Origin of the sequence: Streptomyces sp. NPDC006335, assembly GCF_040612795.1 — a bacterium.
Taxonomy (GTDB): domain Bacteria; phylum Actinomycetota; class Actinomycetes; order Streptomycetales; family Streptomycetaceae; genus Streptomyces.
In genome coordinates, this window is the sequence record NZ_JBEXQX010000016.1 from 135,079 (window position 1) to 154,328 (window position 19,250).

The following is a 19,250-nucleotide window of genomic DNA, read 5'->3' on the forward strand; positions in this document are numbered from 1 at the left end:
TCTCGGTCAACCCCCGGAGTTGCACCGAGGGTTGATCACGATCCGGACACATCCGCAACGCGCCCGCCCCGAACTCCATCAGCGGTTCCGCTCAGCCGAGGAGCTGGCTCTGCAGGGCCAGGGTCTGCACGAAGGGCACGGTGGCCACGGTCCCCTCACGGGACTGGAGGACCACGGCCAGGACGTCCCCGGCGGACAGATACGCCTGCCGGACGTGCTCGGCGCCGTACGGCCGCCTCTCGTCGTACGCGGAGCGGCGGATCTCCGCGATGCCGGACGCGTCGGGGAGGTCCTCGTCGTAGACGGCCCGTTCGGCGCCGCGCACCCGGTGGGCCGGAGCGTTTCGGGGTGCCATGTGGTGGTGGAACAGGTCGTCCACGACCGCCGCCGTGCCGAAGTGGAGCAGGTAGACACGGGTGCGCGTGCCGTCCCCGGTGGTCCAGCCGCGTGCGGTGATGTGCCGCAGGCCGGTGTCGAGGAGGAGTTGCCCGAGGGCGGCCCGGTCCGGCTCGGCGTACTCCGACAGGAAGTCGTCGGTCTCCAGCCACCCGTCGGCTCCGCGCAGCGCCCGGTCCTCCACCGCCCCCTTCGGCGCGGGCAGGACCAGGGCCCGCAGATCCGCGTGGTGGGCGCCCGGCTCGTCCTGGTCGGCGAACGGGGCCGGGCTGTCCGAGGGCAGCGGCGGACTGCTCAGGCGCGGGTACTCCCACAGGCCCTCCGTCGCCGCCGGGAGCCCGGGCACGTTCTCCCGGTCCAGGCGGGTGATGCCGTACGCGGTGGCGGTCCCTCCCACGGCGAAGACCGCCACGACGGCGATCCAGCGCAGGACAGACGCGGTGCTCGCCCCCCTCACAGCCGCTCCATCTGTCGTTCGGCCAGATCCGTGATCGTCCCCAGGGGGATCGGCTCGTCGCCGTAGACCCAGATGTGCACGGAGAGGTCACCGCGCGACGCGTGTGCCTCCGCGCTGTGGACGGGGTCGCCGCCGGGCTCACGGGTCGGCTCCGGATGGACGTACGCCCTGCCGTCACCGGTGTCCGGTATCGGCCGGCTCTTCACGTCCGGGTCCGTCTCCGCCCAGTAGCGGGTGCTCTCGCTGTCGTCCGCGGGTGCCGTCGGAGCGTTCTTCTGCTCGAACTGGACCACCCAGATCTCCACGTCGTGGTCGCCCGCGTCCCAGCCGGTGACCGCCGCCCGGAAGAACTCCTGCTCGTCGAGGCGGGCGTAGGCGGCCTCGGGCTCTTCCGACATGTCGGCGTAGGCGGACTGGTTCATCCAGCCCTGGGGCTCCACCCACTCCGGCGTGGTCGCCCCGCGCGGCTTCTCCAGCAGCAGCTCGCGCAGGTCGCCGTCGTTCCTGACCTTGCGGTCCTGCTCGGCGGTGAGCGGCTCCGGTTGCGGACCGCGGGCCTGCGGGAGCGTCGGCTGGACGAGCAGCGGCAGCTTCGGCTCCCGGCCCGCCTGGACCAGGTATCCGGCACACGTCCCGGCGACGACACCGAGTACGGCCGCGACGGCGACCGACTGTCTCTTCGGGTACTTCAACTGCGCTCCCACCAGCCAGGGGGCGCACGTTCCGTATGCGCGCCGCAGAGGAGACCGCCGGTCGGCGCCCAGAGTTGTGGCGCCGGCCGATCACGATCCGGACACGCCGGCCACGACCGTGGAGCGGGTGACGGCCGGGTGCCTGGATCACCCGGACCGCTGGATCGTGACGTACGGCCACCACGCCGGCGTACGCACTACGCTGCCCGCATGGCGAAGAAGCTCGTGATCAAGGTGACCGCCGGGACCGACGCCCCCGAGCGCTGTTCGCAGGCGTTCACCGTGGCTGCGGTGGCCGTGGCCAGTGGGGTGGACGTCTCGCTGTGGCTGACCGGGGAGTCGGCGTGGTTCGCGCTGCCGGGGCGGGCCGCGGAGTTCGAGCTGCCGCACGCGGCGCCACTGCCCGAGCTGATCGAGGCGCTCCTCGCGGGCGGACGGGTCACGCTGTGCACCCAGTGCGCGGCCCGCCGGGACATCACGGAGAAGGACGTCATCGAGGGCGTACGGATCGCGGGCGCGCAGGTGTTCGTGCAGGAGGCGCTGGCGGACGGGACACAGGCGCTCGTCTACTGAACGGACCCGCGACGCGCCTTACCCGGCGGGGTTGGGAACTGCTGGGGTTTGACTGGGCCGGAGTGTGTTCTGGCGTGTGTGGGTGAGCGCGGAGGGTCCCGGCGGAGGGTTGTGGCGTTGCCCCGGGAGGGGAATCAGGGTTCGCCCATCGAATGTGTGACCTTTCCGGGTGGGGTTCGTTGGGTGTGATGAGCGGATTTTCGGGGGGCCGTACGGGGGTGTGGGGTGGGCGGGTTGCGGGAGCTGGCGGCGTCTTTCGTGGCGCCCGGTCCCTCGGGGGTGGCGGTCCGTACGAGGCTCAAGGAGCTGACGCCCGCCGATGAGGAGGTCCTCGTGCTGGTGGGCGCGCACCTCGGCTCCCTCGCCTCCCGGGACCTGAAGGTGCGGTGCAGGCAGGGCCTGGCCCATTCCGCACAGACGTGGGCGGACCGTAAGCGGGCTCTGACGGCGGTGTCGTCGTCCCGGTGGGCGGGTTCGCTCACCAAGGCCACGCACGACCAGTGGGCGCTGGCCCGACGTGGCCGGCTGGCGCACATCCAGTCTCTTGAGGCGGGGATCCGGACGATCGCGCACCGGTTGTCGCTGCCGGTCGGCGTGAAGGGCTCGAGGAACACGCCGGGCGGTTACCGCAGCAGGCGGGAGTGGCATGCCAAGTCGCGGCGCCTGCGGGTGCTGGAGGACCGGCTGGAGCGTGCGCGTGCCGACTGGGAAGCCGGGACCGTGCACGTCGTACGCGGCGGGAAACGGCTGGCCCGCACCCGCCATCACCTGCATGCCGCGCAGCTGACCGAGACCGAGTGGCGGCGGCGGTGGGAAGCGTCGCGCTGGTTTTTGCAGGCGGACGGCGAGTCCGGGAAGCGGTACGGCAACGAGACGATCCGTATCAGCCCGGACGGCGAGGTCAGCATCAAGCTCCCGGCACCGCTGCGGGAGTTGGCCAATGCCCCGCACGGCCGGTATGTCCTCGCGTGCCGGGTCGGGTTCTCGCACCGGGGGCAGGAGTGAGCGGACCGGGTGGCGGCCAACCGGGCCGTCGCCTACCGCATCCACTACGACACCGGCCGGGGCCGTTGGTATGTGACCGCCGCCTGGCAGCTCCCGGTCGCCCGGACCGTCCCGCTGGCCGCCGCGCTCGCGCACGGTGTGGTCGGCGTCGACATGAACGCCGACCACCTGGCCGCCTGGCGCCTCGATGGCCACGGCAACCCGACCGGCAGCCCCCGCCGGTTCTTCTACGACCTCACGGGCACCGCCGACCACCGTGACGCCCAGGTCCGCCACGCCCTCACCCGGCTCCTGCACTGGGCCAGAACCTGCGGCGTGACGGCCATCGCCGTCGAAGACCTGGACTTCACGACAGAGAAGACCCGCGAGAAACACGGACGTAAGCGCCGCTTCCAGCAACTGATCTCCGGCATGCCCACCGCCAGACTCCGCGCCCGGCTGACCTCGATGGCCGACCAGAGCGGCATCGCCATCATCGCCGTGGACCCCGCCTACACCAGCCGCTGGGGCGCCCAGCACTGGCAGAAGCCCCTCACCACCACCACGCGCAAGACGACCCGCCACGAGGCTGCCGCCGTGGCGATCGGACGGCGCGCCCAGGGACACCCGATCCGGCGACGGACGACACCGCCCCCACACGACCGGAGTGATCGTGCGGGGCATCGGACCGTCCAGGCCGAGCGGCGTGCCCCTGGGCGCGAGGGACCCCGCCCTCCCGTTCCCGGACCACGCACCAGATGCGTGCCGCCGGACCGCGGAGCGAAAGCGGGCGACCAGAACGCCCAACACCGTTCGGTGCGTTCGGCTGAGCATGAGTCCTGCCAACAGGACTCACTCCTGCCCAGTCTCTAGGAACGGTTAGTCTCACGCTCGACGGCCACCCGTCCGTCGACAACACCGCCGCTCTGGGGGAATCCACCGCATGCGCGCCCTGCGAATACTTCTGATCATCGCCGTGATCCTCGGCGGTCTGTTCGTCGCCGCCGACCGTCTGGCGGTCCACTTCGCGGAGGGCGAGGTCGCGGACCGGCTGAAGACGCAGGAGGGGCTGACCACGACGCCGAGCGTGGACATCAAGGGGTTCCCGTTCCTGACCCAGGTGGCCGGCGGTGAGCTCGACGACGTCCAGGTCGGGATGAAGGACTACGCCGCGGACACCGGGACCAGCGGCGGCACGATCCGCATCGACGACCTGAACGCCGACATGAAGGGCGTCGCGTTCTCCGGCGACTACAGCTCCGCCACCGCCACCACGGCCGCCGGGTCCGCCACCATCGCCTACGACCAGCTCCTGAAGGCCGCCAAGTCCGAGGAGACCCGGCTTCCGCTGGGCGTCACCGCCAGGGTCGTCGGCCTGTCCGACGGCGGGAACGGCAAGATCAAGGTCGACATCGAGGTGAGCGCCCTCAAGAAGCCCGTGACCGTGCTGAGCACCGTCTCGGTGGTCGACGGGGACACCGTCCGGGTGCACGCCGACTCGATCCCGAGCTTCGGCGACTTCACCCTCGCCGACACCGACTTCCGTTCGATCGCCGACTTCGACCAGAAGATCGAGGGCCTGCCCGGCGGCATCAAGCTCGACAAGGTCGAAGCGGGTGCGAACGGTGTGGAGATCGCGGTGAAGGGTTCGGACGTCAAGCTCGCCGGGTAGGACGAGCCTCGTACCGGACACAGCTCGTCCGACAGGCGAGACGGTGACGTCCGTACCGCAGATGTGATGACGGCTACAGCCGCCCGGGAACCGTGGGAGCACGGTCCGGGCGGCTTTTCGGTCCCACATCCCGGACGATCGCATCTCAGCATGCGACACACCGGTGACATGCCGGTATGTCCGTCCCTACGATCGACCACTATGAAGCGACAGGCGGATCTCACGAAGCGGCGGGCAGTAGACCTGTGCCGCGTCGCCGCCATGCTCTGTCGCCCCTTCTGAGCGGACGGCACCGGCCTCCGCATCCCCTCGCCCTGGCGTCCCAGGGCATCCGTGCGCCCCGCGCACCTTTCCGCACGCCCCGCCGTAACTGCCCCGGAGGAGAAAGAGCATGAGCCGCAGCGACGTCCTGGTCGACGCCGACTGGGTCGAGGCCAACCTCGACGACCCGAACATCGCGATCGTGGAGGTGGACGAGGACACGTCCGCCTACGAGAAGAACCACATCCGCAACGCCATTCGGATCGACTGGACCAAGGACCTGCAGGACCCGGTCCGCCGCGACTTCGTCGACCAGGAGGGCTTCGAGAAGCTCCTCTCGGCGAAGGGCATCGCCAACGACACCCTGGTGATCCTCTACGGCGGCAACAACAACTGGTTCGCGTCCTACGCCTACTGGTACTTCAAGCTGTACGGCCACGAGAACGTCAAGCTCCTCGACGGCGGCCGCAAGAAGTGGGAGCTGGACGCCCGCGAGCTGGTCGAGGAGGTGCCCGAGCGCCCGACGACCGACTACAAGGCGAAGCCCCAGGACACCTCGATCCGCGCCTTCCGTGACGACGTGGTGGCGGCCATCGGTTCGCAGAACCTGGTCGACGTGCGCTCCCCCGACGAGTTCTCCGGGAAGCTGCTCGCCCCGGCCCACCTGCCGCAGGAGCAGTCGCAGCGTCCGGGCCACGTCCCGTCCGCGCGCAACATCCCGTGGTCGAAGAACGCCAACGACGACGGCACCTTCAAGTCGGACGAGGAGCTCAAGGAGCTCTACGCCGAGGAGCAGGTCGACCTCGCCAAGGACACCATCGCGTACTGCCGTATCGGTGAGCGCTCGGCCCTGACCTGGTTCGTGCTGCACGAGCTGCTCGGTGTCGAGAACGTCAAGAACTACGACGGCTCCTGGACCGAGTACGGCTCCCTGGTCGGCGTTCCGATCGAGCTCGGCGCCAACAAGTAAGACACCCGTCCAACCCGACCGGCCTTCCTTCCGGTCAGACCCCTCTTTGGAGAAAGACATGTGTGGAGCGAAGGCCGGCGGCCCGGACGCCTCGACGATCAAGCCCGGTGAGACCACGATCCAGGGTCAGGTGACGCGTGACGGCGAGCCTGTGGTGGGCTACGTCCGCCTCCTGGACTCGACCGGCGAGTTCACGGCGGAGGTCCCGACCTCCGCGACGGGCCAGTTCCGCTTCTACGCGGCCGAGGGCACCTGGACCGTTCGCGCCCTGGTCCCCGGCGGCACCGCCGACCGCACGGTCGTCGCCCAGCAGGGCGGCCTGGCCGAGGTCGCGATCGCCGTCTGAGGCAGGTCAGCAGTGCGAGGGCCGTACCCCTGGGGGTACGGCCCTTCGGCCTGTCCGGGCCTACGCTGGAACCATGTTGGCGCGACGACGGCGTGTCTACTTCGCCATGATGGGCACGTGCATCGGACTGTTCGTCCTGGCCTGGGGAGTCGTACGGCTCTGGTCCATCCCGGTGGCCGTGGGGATGTGCGTGGTCGCCATGGTGATCCCGCCGCTCGCCGCGATGGTCGCCAACCGGCGCGGCCCCGACGACCGCTGGTGGGACGACCCGTCCGGCGACCCCAAGTCCGACGAGTGGTGGGACGAACTGGACGGGAAGAGGCGGCGGCAGTAGGAAGGCGGGCGTGTCTTCTTCCGCGAGGCTGTCCACCGTCGTCCTCGACGCCCACGACGCGCACGAACTGGCCGCCTTCTACCAGCGCCTGCTCGGGTACGTGGTGCGCGCCGAGGAGCCGCACTGGGTGCTCATCGGCCCGCCGCCCGGCACCGGGGGCACGTCCCTCGCCTTCCAGACCGAACCCGAGTACGTCCCGCCGGTCTGGCCCACCCGTAAGCCCGGCGACCAGCAGATGATGCTGCACCTGGACATCGAGGTGGACGACCTGGAGGCCGAGGTCGCCCGAGCGGTCGCCGAGGGCGCGCGGCTGGCCGAGTACCAGCCGCAGGACGACGTGCGGGTGCTCCACGACCCGTCGGGGCACCCCTTCTGTCTGTGGACCGAGGCGCCCCCGGCGTCCTAGCCGATCGCGCGGCCCAGTACGTACACCGCCGGGGCCGACGCGGCCAGCGGGAGGGCCACGCCGGCCGTGAAGTGCACGAAGCGGGACGGGTAGTCGTAGCTCGCGACCCGGTGGCCGATCAGCGCGCACACCGCTGCGCCCGCGCCGAGCAGGGCGCCCTTCGCGCCGAGGCCCGTCATCCCGCCGACGGCGATGCCCGCGCCCGCGGCGGCGAGCAGCGCGACGACCACGGAGGCCGGGGTCGGCAGCGGCAGCGCGCGGGCCAGGACCGCCACGGCCACCGCGGCCGCGCCGACCGTCACCGCGTCCGGGTCCGCCGCGAGGTGGCCGGTCGCGACGATCGCCAGGGCCGCCGAGGCGACGGTCGCCATCAGGCCGTACATCCGCTCGTCGGGGTCGGCGTGCGAGCGCAGTTGCAGCACCAGGCTGAGCAGGACCCAGACGCCGAGGGTGCCGAGGATCGCCGCGGGCGCGTTCTCCCGGCCGGCCGTCAGCAGTGCCGCGTCCGCCACCAGCGCGCCGAGGAACGCCAGCGCGATGCCCTGCCGGGCGGGCCACATGCCGTTCAGCCGGAACCAGCCGGCCGCGGTGACGGCCTGGAGGACGACGAGGGGTACGAGCAGGGCGTACGACCCGACGGCCGCCGTGCCGGAGAGCAGCAGGCCGAGCAGCGCGGTGAGCGCGGCGGGCTGCATGCCGGGCTCGATGACCGGGGACCGGCCTTCCATGCGGGCGCGCTGGGCGTCGGTCACGCGGGCGTTGCCGGCGAGGGTGGCGGGGCCGTACTCGGAGGAGGCGGGAGCCGGGGCGGAGCCCTGCTCGCCGGGTCCGGGCGGAGTGGCCGGCGCGGGACCGTAGGAGGCCTGGCCGTAGGGGCCGGGAGACGGGGACGGAGTCGGCGTCGGGGAGCCGTAGGCGGTGGGGCCCTGAACGGGAGCCGCGGGCCCCTGCCGTCCGGGGTCGTAGCCCTGGGACTCCGCGTCGTACGCCTGCTGGGGCAGATACGCCGTCTCCGCGGCGCCCTGGACCGGTGCGTGGACCTGGGTGTCCCAGGTCTGGCCCTGCCACTGCTGGGTGTACTGCTGGGCGGCCTGCGGGTCCTCGTACCCCTGCTGGGCGTGGGCCGGCCAGCCCTGCTGCGGGTACTGGTCGTAGCCCTCGTACGGCTGGTTCGTCATCGTCACCCTCCTGCGAACGGCGGGAGCACCTCGACCGTGCCGCCGTCGGCCAGCCGTACCGTCTCATGTCCGCGGGTGCCCACGGGGTCACCGTCGACGAGGAACGAGCATCGCCGCAGGACGCGCACGAGTTCGCCGGGGTGTCGCTCGCGCGCCGCGTCCAGCGCCTCGGCGAGGGTGGCCGCGTCGAACGGCTCCTCGGCGATCCCGGCCGCGGCCTTCGCGGCGGCCCAGTAGCGCACCGTGACCTTTGGCATCCGCTTCCTCAATCGTTCGGTGGTGTACGGGGCCAGGCTAGCCGCCCGCTGTGACAGCCCAGTCCCCGATACGGTCCAGCAGCTCGTCGCCGACCGCGTGCTCGGCGTGGCCGATGGGCTCGATCCACAGCTCGGCGTGGTCGCCGGCGGCCTCCGCGAGCATCCGCGGGTGGTCCAGGGGGAAGTAGCCGTCGCGGTCGCCGTGGACGATGAGCAAGGGGGTGGGGGCGATCCTCGGGACCGCCTCGACCGGGGAGAGGGGGACGGGGTTCCACTCGCGGTGGTGGATGCGGGTGCGGAAGCCGTAGCGGCCCACCAGGCGGCCCGCGGGGCGGGTCACCAGCCAGTGGAGCCTGCGCATGGGGGCGGTGCCGCGGTAGTACCAGCGGGCGGGCGCGCTGACCGAGACCACCGCGTCCGTGTGGGCGTCGGTCTGCGGCCCGTACAGCGCCGCGTGCCGCAGCGCCACCGAACCGCCCATGGAGAAGCCGACGGTCGCCACGCGCGCGTGGCCGAGTCCGCGCGCCCACGCCACCGCGGTGGCCAGGTCCAGCACCTCGCGGTCGCCGACGGTCGAGCGCCCGCCGGAGGCTCCGTGGCCGCGGAAGGAGAAGGTGACCACGCCCCCGTACCGCGTGAGCGCCTGGACCACCCGGCGAACGTGCGGGCGATCCACGTCGCCGGTGAAACCGTGCGCGATCACGAACACCACGTCACGCGCGGGTGGCCGGGAGGCGTCGTATACGAAGGAGGGCGGATCGTATACGGAATCGATCGTCACACCGTCGTCGGTGTGCAGAAACGTCCGTATAGGTGCATGTCTGCGCGTCTCAGAGTGCGGACGCACCGTGGAACGCACCACACGACCTGCCGGATCCATGCTCATGTGGGCTATTCTCGTCGGAAGAGGACTCGGGCAACGCAGCCCCCGGGTCCTTTTGTGCTTTCGGATACCCCTGTATACGAAGGCCATGACCTCGCGGGACCGAGGAGGAACCAGACGTATGAGTTCTCTGCTGCTCCTGACCAACGCCCTCCAGCCGTCGACGGAGGTGCTTCCGGCCCTCGGCCTGCTCCTGCACAACGTGCGTGTGGCCCCGGCGGAGGGCCCCGCCCTCGTCGACACCCCGGGTGCCGACGTCATCCTCATCGACGGACGCCGTGACCTGCCCCAGGTCCGCAGCCTGTGCCAGTTGCTGCGCTCGACCGGGCCCGGCTGTCCGCTCATCCTCGTCGTCACCGAGGGCGGCCTCGCCGCCGTCACCGCCGACTGGGGCATCGACGACGTCCTCCTCGACACCGCCGGACCGGCCGAGGTCGAGGCGCGGCTGCGGCTTGCCATGGGCCGGCAGCAGATCGTCAACGACGACTCCCCCATGGAGATCCGCAACGGCGACCTGTCGGTCGACGAGGCGACCTACTCCGCGAAGCTCAAGGGCCGGGTCCTCGACCTCACCTTCAAGGAGTTCGAGCTCCTCAAGTACCTCGCCCAGCACCCGGGCCGCGTCTTCACGCGCGCGCAGCTGCTCCAGGAGGTCTGGGGCTACGACTACTTCGGCGGCACCCGGACGGTCGACGTGCACGTACGACGGCTGCGCGCGAAGCTCGGACCCGAGCACGAGTCGCTGATCGGGACCGTCCGGAACGTCGGTTATCGATTCGTTACGCCCGAGAAGGGCGACCGGGCCACCGACGAGGCCAAGGCCAAGGCGGACCGGGCAAAGACGGAGGATGCGGACGAGAGCGCCGCCCTCGAGGACGTAGAGGCGTAACGGGTCCCGCGCATGGGCATGGCTCCGGCACCGACGTACCCCCGCACGCCTCACGTGTGGAGTACGGGACCCTCCTTCACGCCCTGCCCAGAGCGGGTCCATCCGCGTAGACTCCGCGCGTGGCCAAGGTAACCAGGGATGACGTGGCGAGACTCGCGGGAACGTCCACCGCCGTAGTCAGCTACGTCATCAACAACGGACCCCGGCCGGTCGCCCCGGCCACGCGCGAGCGTGTCCTCGCCGCGATCAAGGAGCTGGGGTACCGGCCCGACCGGGTCGCCCAGGCGATGGCGTCCCGGCGCACCGATCTCATAGGCCTGATCGTGCCGGACGCGCGCCAGCCGTTCTTCGCGGAGATGGCGCACGCGGTCGAACAGGCGGCGTCCGAGCGCGGGAAGATGGTGCTCGTCGGGAACTCCGACTACATCGGCGAGCGCGAGGTCCACTATCTGCGGGCGTTCCTCGGGATGCGGGTCTCCGGACTGATCCTGGTCTCGCACGCCCTGAACGACAACGCCGCCGCCGAGATCGAGGCGTGGGACGCCCGGGTCGTGCTGCTGCACGAGCGGCCGGAGGCCATCGACGACGTCGCCGTCGTCCTCGACGACCTCTCCGGCGCCAAGATCGCCGTCGAGCACCTGCTGGACCACGGCTACCCCTACGTCGCCTGTATGGGCGGTACGGCCGACACCCCCTCCGTCGGTGACCCGGTCTCCGACCACGTGGAGGGCTGGCGGCGGGCCATGGAGGAGCGCGGGCTGCCGACCGAGGGACGGCTCTTCGAGGCGCCGTACAACCGCTACGACGCCTATCAGGTGGCGCTCGGGATTCTCGCCGGGCCGCAGCGCCCGCCGGCCATCTTCTGCTCCACCGACGACCAGGCGATCGGCCTGCTGCGGGCCGCGCGCGAGCTGCGCATCGACGTGCCCGGGGAACTGGCGGTCATCGGGTTCGACGACATCAAGGAGGCCGCGCTCGCGGATCCGCCGATGACGACCATGGCGTCGGACCGGTCGGCGATGGCCCGGGCCGCGGTGGACCTGGTGCTCGACGACGGGCTGCGGGTCGCCGGCTCCCGCCGGGAGCGGCTGAAGGTGTTCCCGTCGAAGCTGGTCGTGCGGCGCTCCTGCGGCTGCGAGTGAGTTTCTGAAGACCGTCTGAGAGCACCTGGCCGCAGGCCAGCGACGGCTTTATATCGGGCGAACGAGGTTCTGCCGGGCTTCTCAGGGAGCACTCAGGAAGCTCTCATGGTCGCGGGACAAGCTTTTTGTCATGACCGAGAGCTTCCGCCGCGACGGCGAGTACGAGCAGTACGAGAACCCCTACCAGGGCGCCCAGCAGCAGCACGCTTCGTCGCCCGTGAACCCCGAGTGGCCGCCCCCGCCGGCCCAGCCGCCCGCCACGCCCCCGGGGCAGCAGCAGGCCCAGCCCGCGGCCTTCGCCGCCGGTGCGTACGGCGGTGACGGCGACGGCGGCGGAACCGCTCTCCTCACCGCGCCCCCCGCCGAGCCCGGGGCGCCCGCTCCCGCTCCGAAGCGGCGCACCCGCGGCCCCCTCGCCCTCCTCGCCGCCGTCGCGATCGTCGCCGCGGCCATAGGAGGCGGCACCGCCTACGGCATCCAGGAGCTGTCCGGCAACGACACCGTCGCCTCCAGCAGCACCAGCACCAACGTGGTCCCCTCCTCCGCCAAGGGCACGGTCGCCGGGGTCGCCAAGGCGGTCAGCCCGAGCATCGTCGAGATCAACGCCACCTCGAACGCCGGGGAGTCCACCGGCTCCGGCGTGATCATCACCAGCGACGGCGAGATCATCACCAACAACCACGTCATCTCCGGCGCCGACTCCGTCAAGGTCAGCACCAGCGACGGCAGGACCTACACCGCGAAGGTCGTCGGCACCGACAGCAAGAAGGACCTCGCCCTCATCAAGCTGGAGAACGCCTCCGGCCTGACTCCGGCCACCCTCGGCAACTCCGACGGCGTCCAGGTCGGCGACCAGGTCGTGGCGATCGGCTCCCCCGAGGGCCTCACCGGCACCGTGACCAGCGGCATCGTCTCCGCTCTCAACCGGGACGTGACCGTCGCGACCGACGAGGGCCAGAGCCAGAACCAGGGCGACCGCGGACCGTGGCCGTTCGAGTTCGGCGGCCAGCAGTTCAACGGCGACACCGGCTCGTCCACGACGACGTACAAGGCGATCCAGACGGACGCGTCCCTCAACCCGGGCAACTCCGGCGGCGCGCTGATCGACATGAACGGCAACATCATCGGCATCAACTCGGCGATGTACTCGGCCACTTCGGACTCGTCCACGGCCGGCAGCGCGGGGCTCGGCTTCTCCATCCCGATCAACACCGTCAAGTCCGACCTGGCCACGCTGCGGGCCGGCGGCTCCGACGACTGACACCCCTGGACCTTCGCGAGGAGTACGTCATGACCGAGCAGGTTTCGCACACGGTGGCCGGCACCGACCCGGCCGGATTCGCCCTGGCCCTTGAGGTGGCGTACGAGCTGCATCCACCGGTGACGCGGGCGCCCGAGGTGGCGTCCACGGCGGTCGCGTCCACGGCGGGGGCCCGCCGCGGGGTGAGCGCCGCCCGCGGCCGCCGCCGTACCGTACGCGGCTGACCCCCAAGCACCTCCTTCAGCACCGGCAGGCAACCGTGCGAGGCTGAAAGCGTTCACCTCCTTCAGTCCCCTGTCGTCCCCACCGCCCCCGAGGAATCCCCAGCCATGAGCCCCGCCGAAGGCGACCGTGACCCCCAGCGCATCCTGATCGTCGACGACGAGCCGGCGGTGCGCGAAGCACTCCAGCGCAGCCTCGCCTTCGAGGGCTACGACACCCAGGTGGCCGTGGACGGCGCGGACGCGCTCGACAAGGCCACCGCGTACCGGCCCGACCTGGTCGTTCTCGACATCCAGATGCCCCGCATGGACGGGCTCACGGCCGCCCGGCGCATCCGCGGCGCGGGCGACACGACCCCCATCCTGATGCTGACGGCCCGCGACACGGTCGGCGACCGGGTCACCGGGCTCGACGCGGGCGCCGACGACTACCTGGTCAAGCCGTTCGAGCTGGACGAGCTGTTCGCCCGGGTCCGGGCGCTGCTGCGGCGCTCCTCCTACGCGGCGGCGGCCGGGGCGGCGGCCGCCGAGGACGACGAGGCGCTCACCTTCGCCGACCTGCGCATGGACCTCGCGACACGAGAGGTCACGCGGGCGGGGCGGCCGGTGGAGCTGACCCGTACGGAGTTCACCCTGCTGGAGATGTTCATGGCCCACCCGCGCCAGGTGCTGACCAGGGAGCAGATCCTGAAGGCGGTCTGGGGCTTCGACTTCGAGCCCTCCTCCAACTCGCTGGACGTCTACGTCATGTACCTGCGCCGCAAGACGGAGGCGGGCGGCGAGCCGCGGCTCGTGCACACCGTGCGGGGCGTGGGGTACGTGCTGCGACAGGGTGGCGCGGAGTGAAGAGGCTCGTACGGCGGTACCGCTCCCTGCCCCTCCGGTCCCGGCTGGCGCTGCTGGTCGCGGCGGCGGTGGCGTTCGCGGTGGCGGCGGTCTCGGTGACGTGCTGGTTCATCGTGCAGGGGAAGCTGTACGACCAGGTGGACAATGACCTCCAGAAGTCGCTGCGGGGGCCGGCGCTCGAAGGTCAGGCCAAGGCCGCGGTCGCCGACTGCACCACACAGACCTCCCCGCAGAACACCGACGGCCCTCGCAACTCCTACTTCCAGGTGGTCACGGAGAGCGGCAAGACCTGTGTCTTCCCGTACTCCCTCGGCTCGGTCGAGGTCACCGGGACCGACAAGGACCTGATCAAGACCGGGCAGCTCGGTCAAGGTGTCTTCCACGACAGCACCGACGCGGACGGCAACAGCGTCCGTGTCCTCGCGCTGCCGGGTTACACGGTCACGGACCAGAAGGGGGCTTCCTCCAAGGCGGCCATTCTCATCGCCCTCCCGCTGAACAGCACCGAGAAGACGCTCAACGACCTCGCCCTCATCCTCCTCCTCGTCTCCGGCATCGGAGTCCTGGGTGCCGGTGCCGCCGGTCTCGCCGTCGCCCGGGCCGGGCTGCGGCCCGTGGACAAGCTCACCGAGGCCGTCGAGCACGTGGCCCGAACCGAGGATCTGGGCATCCGCATCCCCGTCGAGGAGGACGCCGAGGACGAGGTGGCCCGGCTGTCCCGCTCCTTCAACTCGATGACGAGCTCCCTCGCCAACTCCCGCGATCTCCAGCAGCAGCTGATCGCGGACGCCGGTCACGAACTGCGCACCCCGCTCACCTCCCTGCGCACCAACATCGAACTCCTCACCCGCAGCGAGGAGACCGGCCGTCCCCTCCCCGAGGCCGACCGCAAGGCACTGCTCGCCTCGGTGAAGGCGCAGATGACGGAACTGGCCGCTCTCATAGGCGACTTGCAGGAGCTGTCCCGCTCGGAGGGCCAGCGCGGCGAACGCGTACAGGTGGTCTCGCTGGAGGACACCGTCGAGGCGGCCCTGCGCCGGGCACGGCTGCGCGGACCGGAGCTGACCATCAACGCCTCGCTGGAGCCCTGGTACACCCGAGCGGAACCGGCCGCTCTGGAGCGTGCCGTGGTCAACGTCCTCGACAACGCCGTGAAGTTCAGCCCCGAGGGTGCGGTGATCGACGTCCGGCTCACCCAGGGCGTCCTGACCGTCCGCGACCACGGCCCCGGCATCCCCGCCGAGGAACTCCCGTACGTCTTCGACCGTTTCTGGCGTTCCCCCAGCGCCCGCGCCCTGCCCGGCTCCGGCCTAGGTCTGTCCATCGTGGCCCGCACGGTCCAGCAGTCCGGCGGCGAGGTCACCCTGGACCACGCCGAGGGGGGCGGCACCATCGCCACCGTACGACTTCCGGGGGCGCCGACTCCGCCCCCGGACACACCCGTGCCGTAGAACGGGCGGTAGGAGGTCTCGATCCGAAGTCCCGCGGCGAACCGGCCGATTCGCGCGGCAACCTTCCGCGCGGGGGCGGCGACTGCATTGCGGTCCCTACCCCCCGCATGGAACGGATGACCCCATGGCCCAGCATCGTCGACGCCGAACCACCGCTCTCGCCCTCGGTGTTCCGCTCGCCCTGACGGCCGCCGGAGGGCTCGCCTACGGCTTCCTGCCCGGCGCCCAGCACCAGGCCTCCGCCGCCACCGCCGCTGCCGTCCCCGCGTGGGCCACCGCCACCGCGGACGGCTTCGCCTCCGTCGACGCGCTGGGCCAGAACGGGACCTACGGCGGCCGGGGCGGCCAGATCGTCACCGTGAAGACGCTCGCCGACCTGGAGAAGTACGCGACGGCGAGTGAGCCGTACGTCATCGTCGTCGCGGCGACCATCGACATGAACCCGGTCGGGAAGGAGATCAAGGTCCGGAGCGACAAGACCATCGTCGGGTCCGGGACGTCCGGTCAGATCGTCGGCGGCGGTTTCTTCCTCGGCGCCGGGGTGCACAACGTGATCATCCGGAACCTCACCATCCGGGACGCGTACCAGGGCGTGTGGAACGACAAGGAGCACGACTTCGACGCCATCCAGATGGACGGCGCCCACCATGTGTGGATCGACCACAACGACCTGCGTCACATGGCCGACGGGCTCATCGACGTCCGCAAGGACAGCACCTATGTGACCGTCTCCTGGAACAAGCTCAGCCAGGACAACAAGGCGTTCGGCATCGGCTGGACGGAGAACGTCGTCACCGACATCACGATCCACCACAACTGGATCCGCGAGACCGAGCAGCGCAACCCGTCGACGGACAACGCCGCCCACGCGCACCTCTACAACAACTTCCTGGAGGACGTCGCCGGGACGGACATCAACTCGTCCTACGGCAACTACTCGCGCGGCGCGACCAAGATGGTCCTGGAGAACTCCTGGTTCCAGGGCGTCAAGAACCCCGTCATCAAGGACAGCACCGCGAGCATCGTCCAGAAGGGCAACACCTTCGCCGGCACGAGCGGCAGGAACGAGAGCGGGGGCACCGCCTTCGACCCGAAGACGTACTACGCCTACACCCTCGACAAGACCGCCGACGTGCCCGCGCTGCTGAAGTCGGGCGCGGGGCCGCGCGGTTCGATCGGTACGACGGCGGCCACCACCAAGGCCGCGGCGGCCACCACGCTCACCGTCGCCAAGGACGGCAGCGGCCAGTACTCGACCGTGCAGGCCGCGGTGAACGCCGTACCGGCGAACAACCCCTCGCGCGTGGTGATCTCCGTGAAGCCCGGGACGTACCGCGAGCTGGTCAAGGTGCCGTCCAACAAGCCGCACGTGACCATCCAGGGCACGGGATCCAGCCGCAACGACACGGTGATCGTCTACAACAACGCGTCCGGCACGCCCAAGCCCGACGGTTCCGGTACCTACGGCACCGGCGGCAGCGCCACCGTCGCCGTCGAGGCCGACGACTTCCAGGCCCGCAACCTGTCGATCTCCAACGACTTCGACGAGAAGGCCCACCAGGACATCGCCCAGCAGGCCGTCGCCCTGCGCACCGCCGCCGACAAGGTGTTCCTCGACGGGATCATCGTCAACGGCGACCAGGACACGCTGCTGGTGGACACCGCGGCCAAGGACAGGCTCGGCCGCGTCTACATGAAGAACTCCTACGTCGTCGGCAACGTCGACTTCATCTTCGGCCGGGCCACCGCGGTGATCGACAAGTCCGTCATCACACTGAAGAAGCGCTGGAACGGCACCTCGGCCGGCTACATCACCGCGCCCAGCACCGCCGCGAACCGCAAGGGCATCCTCATCGCCAACTCGACGGTGAACGGTGACGTCTCGTCCGCGAGCTTCTACCTGGGCCGCCCCTGGCACGCGGGGGGTGACGCGAGCCTCGACCCGCAGGCGACGGTCCGTAACACGTCGTTGAGCGCGGCGGTCAAGTCCACGCCGTGGACCGACATGAGCGGCTTCTCCTGGAAGGACGACCGGTTCGCGGAGTACAAGAACACCGGCGCGGGCTCGGGCGCGGCCTCGTCGAACCGACCGCAGCTCACCGACGCGCAGGCCGCGGACCAGGAGGTCGCCGACTGGCTGGCCGGCTGGACGCCGACCGCGTCCTGACCTGCCGTTTCCTTGACTTCCGCGCCTCTGTCAGACCCTCGATCTAGGCTGGTTCCGTAGATCGAGAAGTCGGACGGGGGAGCGGAACAATGGTGCGAATCGAAAGGCATCGGGTCGGCGAGGCGGCCGTTTCGGCGGTGCGGAAGGACTTCGCGAACAGGATCGGTTCGCAGGTCCACTCCATGTCCAAGGCCGGCCCGGTGACGGCGTGGGAGTGGTGGCTGATCGCCCAGGAGTTCGTCGAGTACCTCGGCGCGCTCTCGGTGGAGACCCCCGACCTCCACTCCCCCGAGGCGAAGGCGGTCCTGGAGGACGCGGCCGAGGCGGCCGCCGGCGCGGTGGCGTACGCGGCCTACTTCCCGCGCGACCACTTCGAGGTCTTCCTCACCTACCCGAACTGGGGCCTGGTCTACGACCGCGAGCCCGGTGGCGTCCCGGAGCCGGTCACCGCCGCCAAGTGGCTGGACGCCTTCTGCCTGGCGGTCCTCGCCGAGAAGGCCCAATGGCACGGCGAGGCCTTCCACTTCGCCCGCGAGGCACCCCAGCAGGGCCGCTCCGGACACCCCGACGCCGAACTGATCAACGGCTTCATGGCGTACGTCCTCGGCGACACCGCCGACGACGACGTCACCTACCCGCCCTCCCGCGAGCAGAAGCTCACCGCGCTCGACGCGGCGCTCGACCGGGTCCGGGCGCTGGCGGCACAGACCGGCCGGCCGCTCACCGACCAGCCGTACGGCATCGGGCTCCAGGCACTGCGCGCGCTGACCGCGGGCGACCGCGACGGCTTCGGCGAGGCGGTCGTACGACTGCTGCGGCCGCTGACCGGCACCCCCGGGCCCGGCGCGCGTCCGGGCAGTCTCCTCCCCCTCCTGCCGATCGCCCTGACGGCGCTGGCGTACCGCGACGAGGGCTGGCCGCCGGCCGTCGACAGCGACTACCTGCCGGACGCGCTGGTCACCGGGTTCAGGGCCACACCCCCGCGGGTGGGGCCCTACGGCCGGGACCGGCGCCCGGACGCGGTGGCCGAACTCGCCGCGGGGGTGGTGGAGTTCGGGCGGTCCCTGGAACCGCGCCCCCTGGACCCGGACAGCGAGGAGCAGTTCGAGCGGTACACCCGGGACGCCGTCACCCCGGTGCCGGGCAAGTCGCTCACCACCTTCGAGCTGGCCTACGCCGTCACCTACCAGGAGCTCCTCTTCCGGACCCGTGCCGCGCACACGTCCGACGCGAGCGACGCCCAGGTGGAGAACCTGCGGCTGGCCGCGGAGCTGGGCGCCGCCCTGTTCCGGACGACGCTGGCGGAGCCCGGCACCGACGTCCCGGTGACGATCGACGGCAGGACCGTGACGTACCCCGCGTGCCGGGACGAGGACGCCGGGCCGGGGGCCTGGCACCGGGCGGTCCACCTCGCGCTGATCACGGGCCGGCGGGAGCATCTGGCGCCGCTGGTCCTGGCGGGCCCGGAGCGCGTCGGCCCGGACCGTTCCGTGTCGGCGTCCTACCGCCGGGCCCTGCACGCCTATCTGCGCGGCGAGGATCCCGAGCCGGCCACGGACCAGGCCCTGCGGGACACCGGGAAGGCCCGCGACCAGGGGTTCCCGCCGCCGCCCGCGGTGCTCTTCTCCCAGCTCGTCGAGGGTGACGAGGAGAGCTTCAACCTGGCCCTCCTGGACGCCCTCGCCGCCCACCGCGACCACTACGCCGTGGCCGACCGCCCCTCCGACCCCGACGCCGTCCTCAGCCTCGACATCCTGGCCCTGGTCTGCCACGCACGCAGGCGAGGATGGCAGATCAGGGTGAGGTCGCCGTATCTGCCGGCACGGATCGTGGCGGCGGCGGAGCCGTTCTGACAGCGAAGGCG

The 19,250-nt window shown here is 71.1% G+C and carries 19 protein-coding genes and 1 pseudogene; 15 read left to right on the forward strand and 5 right to left on the reverse strand.

All coding sequences use genetic code 11. The features are described from left to right. Nucleotides 1–91: 91 nt before the first annotated feature. Nucleotides 92–853: a hypothetical protein gene (locus tag ABZ098_RS34380; protein WP_356597650.1), complete on the reverse strand. Its 762-nt coding sequence runs from the start codon at nt 851–853 to the stop codon at nt 92–94. Further along, entirely contained in the window at nt 850–1,545 is a 696-nt protein-coding gene (locus tag ABZ098_RS34385) for a hypothetical protein (RefSeq protein WP_356597651.1), read from the reverse strand. The genes ABZ098_RS34380 and ABZ098_RS34385 overlap by 4 nt, the downstream gene beginning before the upstream one ends. 210 nt (nt 1,546–1,755) lie before the next feature. Here ABZ098_RS34385 and ABZ098_RS34390 point away from each other — a divergent pair, with 210 nt between their 5' ends. From ABZ098_RS34390 to ABZ098_RS34420, 7 genes and pseudogenes are all read left to right on the forward strand, one after another. Continuing rightward, entirely contained in the window at nt 1,756–2,118 is a 363-nt protein-coding gene (locus ABZ098_RS34390) for a DsrE family protein (protein ID WP_356597652.1), read from the forward strand. A gap of 225 nt (nt 2,119–2,343) precedes the next feature. Then, a pseudogene (locus ABZ098_RS34395) lies at nt 2,344–3,985 on the forward strand (IS200/IS605 family accessory protein TnpB-related protein). 60 nt (nt 3,986–4,045) lie between these two features. Continuing rightward, a complete protein-coding gene (locus ABZ098_RS34400; RefSeq protein WP_356597653.1) occupies nt 4,046–4,774 on the forward strand; it encodes a DUF2993 domain-containing protein in 729 nt (242 codons plus the stop codon). Between the two features lie 391 nt (nt 4,775–5,165). After that, the gene (locus tag ABZ098_RS34405; RefSeq protein ID WP_356597654.1) at nt 5,166–6,005 is read left to right on the forward strand and encodes a sulfurtransferase; all 840 of its coding nucleotides are present in this window, start codon (nt 5,166–5,168) and stop codon (nt 6,003–6,005) included. A 58-nt stretch (nt 6,006–6,063) separates the two neighbouring features. Then, on the forward strand, nt 6,064–6,351 hold the full coding sequence (locus tag ABZ098_RS34410; RefSeq protein ID WP_007382995.1) for a DUF1416 domain-containing protein: 288 nt from the start codon (nt 6,064–6,066) through the stop codon (nt 6,349–6,351). A 73-nt stretch (nt 6,352–6,424) separates the two neighbouring features. Beyond that, entirely contained in the window at nt 6,425–6,685 is a 261-nt protein-coding gene (locus ABZ098_RS34415; protein WP_356597655.1) for a DUF3099 domain-containing protein, read from the forward strand. Nucleotides 6,686–6,695: 10 nt separating this feature from the next. Beyond that, complete coding sequence (locus tag ABZ098_RS34420) at nt 6,696–7,091, forward strand: VOC family protein (protein ID WP_356597656.1); 396 nt, start codon at nt 6,696–6,698, stop codon at nt 7,089–7,091. On the opposite strand, the gene ABZ098_RS34425 is transcribed toward ABZ098_RS34420, so the two are convergent. Genes ABZ098_RS34425 through ABZ098_RS34435 form a run of 3 tightly spaced genes read right to left on the reverse strand, consistent with a single transcriptional unit; the run spans nt 7,088 to nt 9,412 of the window. Further along, nucleotides 7,088–8,269, reverse strand: a complete 1,182-nt coding sequence (locus ABZ098_RS34425) for a hypothetical protein (protein ID WP_356597657.1) — start codon at nt 8,267–8,269, stop codon at nt 7,088–7,090. The two genes, ABZ098_RS34420 and ABZ098_RS34425, sit on opposite strands and share 4 nt — an antisense overlap. A gap of 2 nt (nt 8,270–8,271) precedes the next feature. Further along, the gene (locus ABZ098_RS34430) at nt 8,272–8,526 is read right to left on the reverse strand and encodes a MoaD/ThiS family protein (RefSeq protein WP_007382997.1); all 255 of its coding nucleotides are present in this window, start codon (nt 8,524–8,526) and stop codon (nt 8,272–8,274) included. A gap of 37 nt (nt 8,527–8,563) precedes the next feature. Next, nucleotides 8,564–9,412: an alpha/beta fold hydrolase gene (locus tag ABZ098_RS34435; protein WP_356597658.1), complete on the reverse strand. Its 849-nt coding sequence runs from the start codon at nt 9,410–9,412 to the stop codon at nt 8,564–8,566. Between the two features lie 118 nt (nt 9,413–9,530). On the opposite strand from ABZ098_RS34435, the gene ABZ098_RS34440 reads away from it, so the two are divergent. The 8 genes from ABZ098_RS34440 to ABZ098_RS34475 all read left to right on the forward strand — a co-directional run bounded on the left by ABZ098_RS34440 (nt 9,531) and on the right by ABZ098_RS34475 (nt 19,239). Further along, nucleotides 9,531–10,298 carry a response regulator transcription factor gene (locus tag ABZ098_RS34440; protein WP_356597659.1) on the forward strand — a complete coding sequence of 256 codons (768 nt, stop codon included), beginning with the start codon at nt 9,531–9,533 and terminating at the stop codon, nt 10,296–10,298. A 119-nt stretch (nt 10,299–10,417) separates the two neighbouring features. Continuing rightward, nucleotides 10,418–11,440: a LacI family DNA-binding transcriptional regulator gene (locus ABZ098_RS34445; RefSeq protein ID WP_356597660.1), complete on the forward strand. Its 1,023-nt coding sequence runs from the start codon at nt 10,418–10,420 to the stop codon at nt 11,438–11,440. Between the two features lie 130 nt (nt 11,441–11,570). After that, on the forward strand, nt 11,571–12,701 hold the full coding sequence (locus ABZ098_RS34450) for a trypsin-like peptidase domain-containing protein (RefSeq protein WP_356597661.1): 1,131 nt from the start codon (nt 11,571–11,573) through the stop codon (nt 12,699–12,701). Between the two features lie 29 nt (nt 12,702–12,730). Beyond that, complete coding sequence (locus tag ABZ098_RS34455) at nt 12,731–12,925, forward strand: hypothetical protein (RefSeq protein WP_356597662.1); 195 nt, start codon at nt 12,731–12,733, stop codon at nt 12,923–12,925. Between the two features lie 105 nt (nt 12,926–13,030). Continuing rightward, nucleotides 13,031–13,768 (forward strand): response regulator transcription factor, encoded by a 738-nt coding sequence (locus ABZ098_RS34460; protein WP_356597663.1) that lies wholly within the window; start codon nt 13,031–13,033, stop codon nt 13,766–13,768. Then, nucleotides 13,765–15,219 carry a HAMP domain-containing sensor histidine kinase gene (locus ABZ098_RS34465; protein ID WP_356597664.1) on the forward strand — a complete coding sequence of 485 codons (1,455 nt, stop codon included), beginning with the start codon at nt 13,765–13,767 and terminating at the stop codon, nt 15,217–15,219. The genes ABZ098_RS34460 and ABZ098_RS34465 overlap by 4 nt, the downstream gene beginning before the upstream one ends. 124 nt (nt 15,220–15,343) lie before the next feature. Continuing rightward, nucleotides 15,344–17,386, forward strand: coding sequence for a pectinesterase family protein (locus tag ABZ098_RS34470; RefSeq protein ID WP_356597665.1), 2,043 nt, complete (start codon nt 15,344–15,346; stop codon nt 17,384–17,386). An 89-nt stretch (nt 17,387–17,475) separates the two neighbouring features. Beyond that, entirely contained in the window at nt 17,476–19,239 is a 1,764-nt protein-coding gene (locus tag ABZ098_RS34475) for an immunity 49 family protein (protein WP_356597666.1), read from the forward strand. Nucleotides 19,240–19,250: the final 11 nt, after the last annotated feature.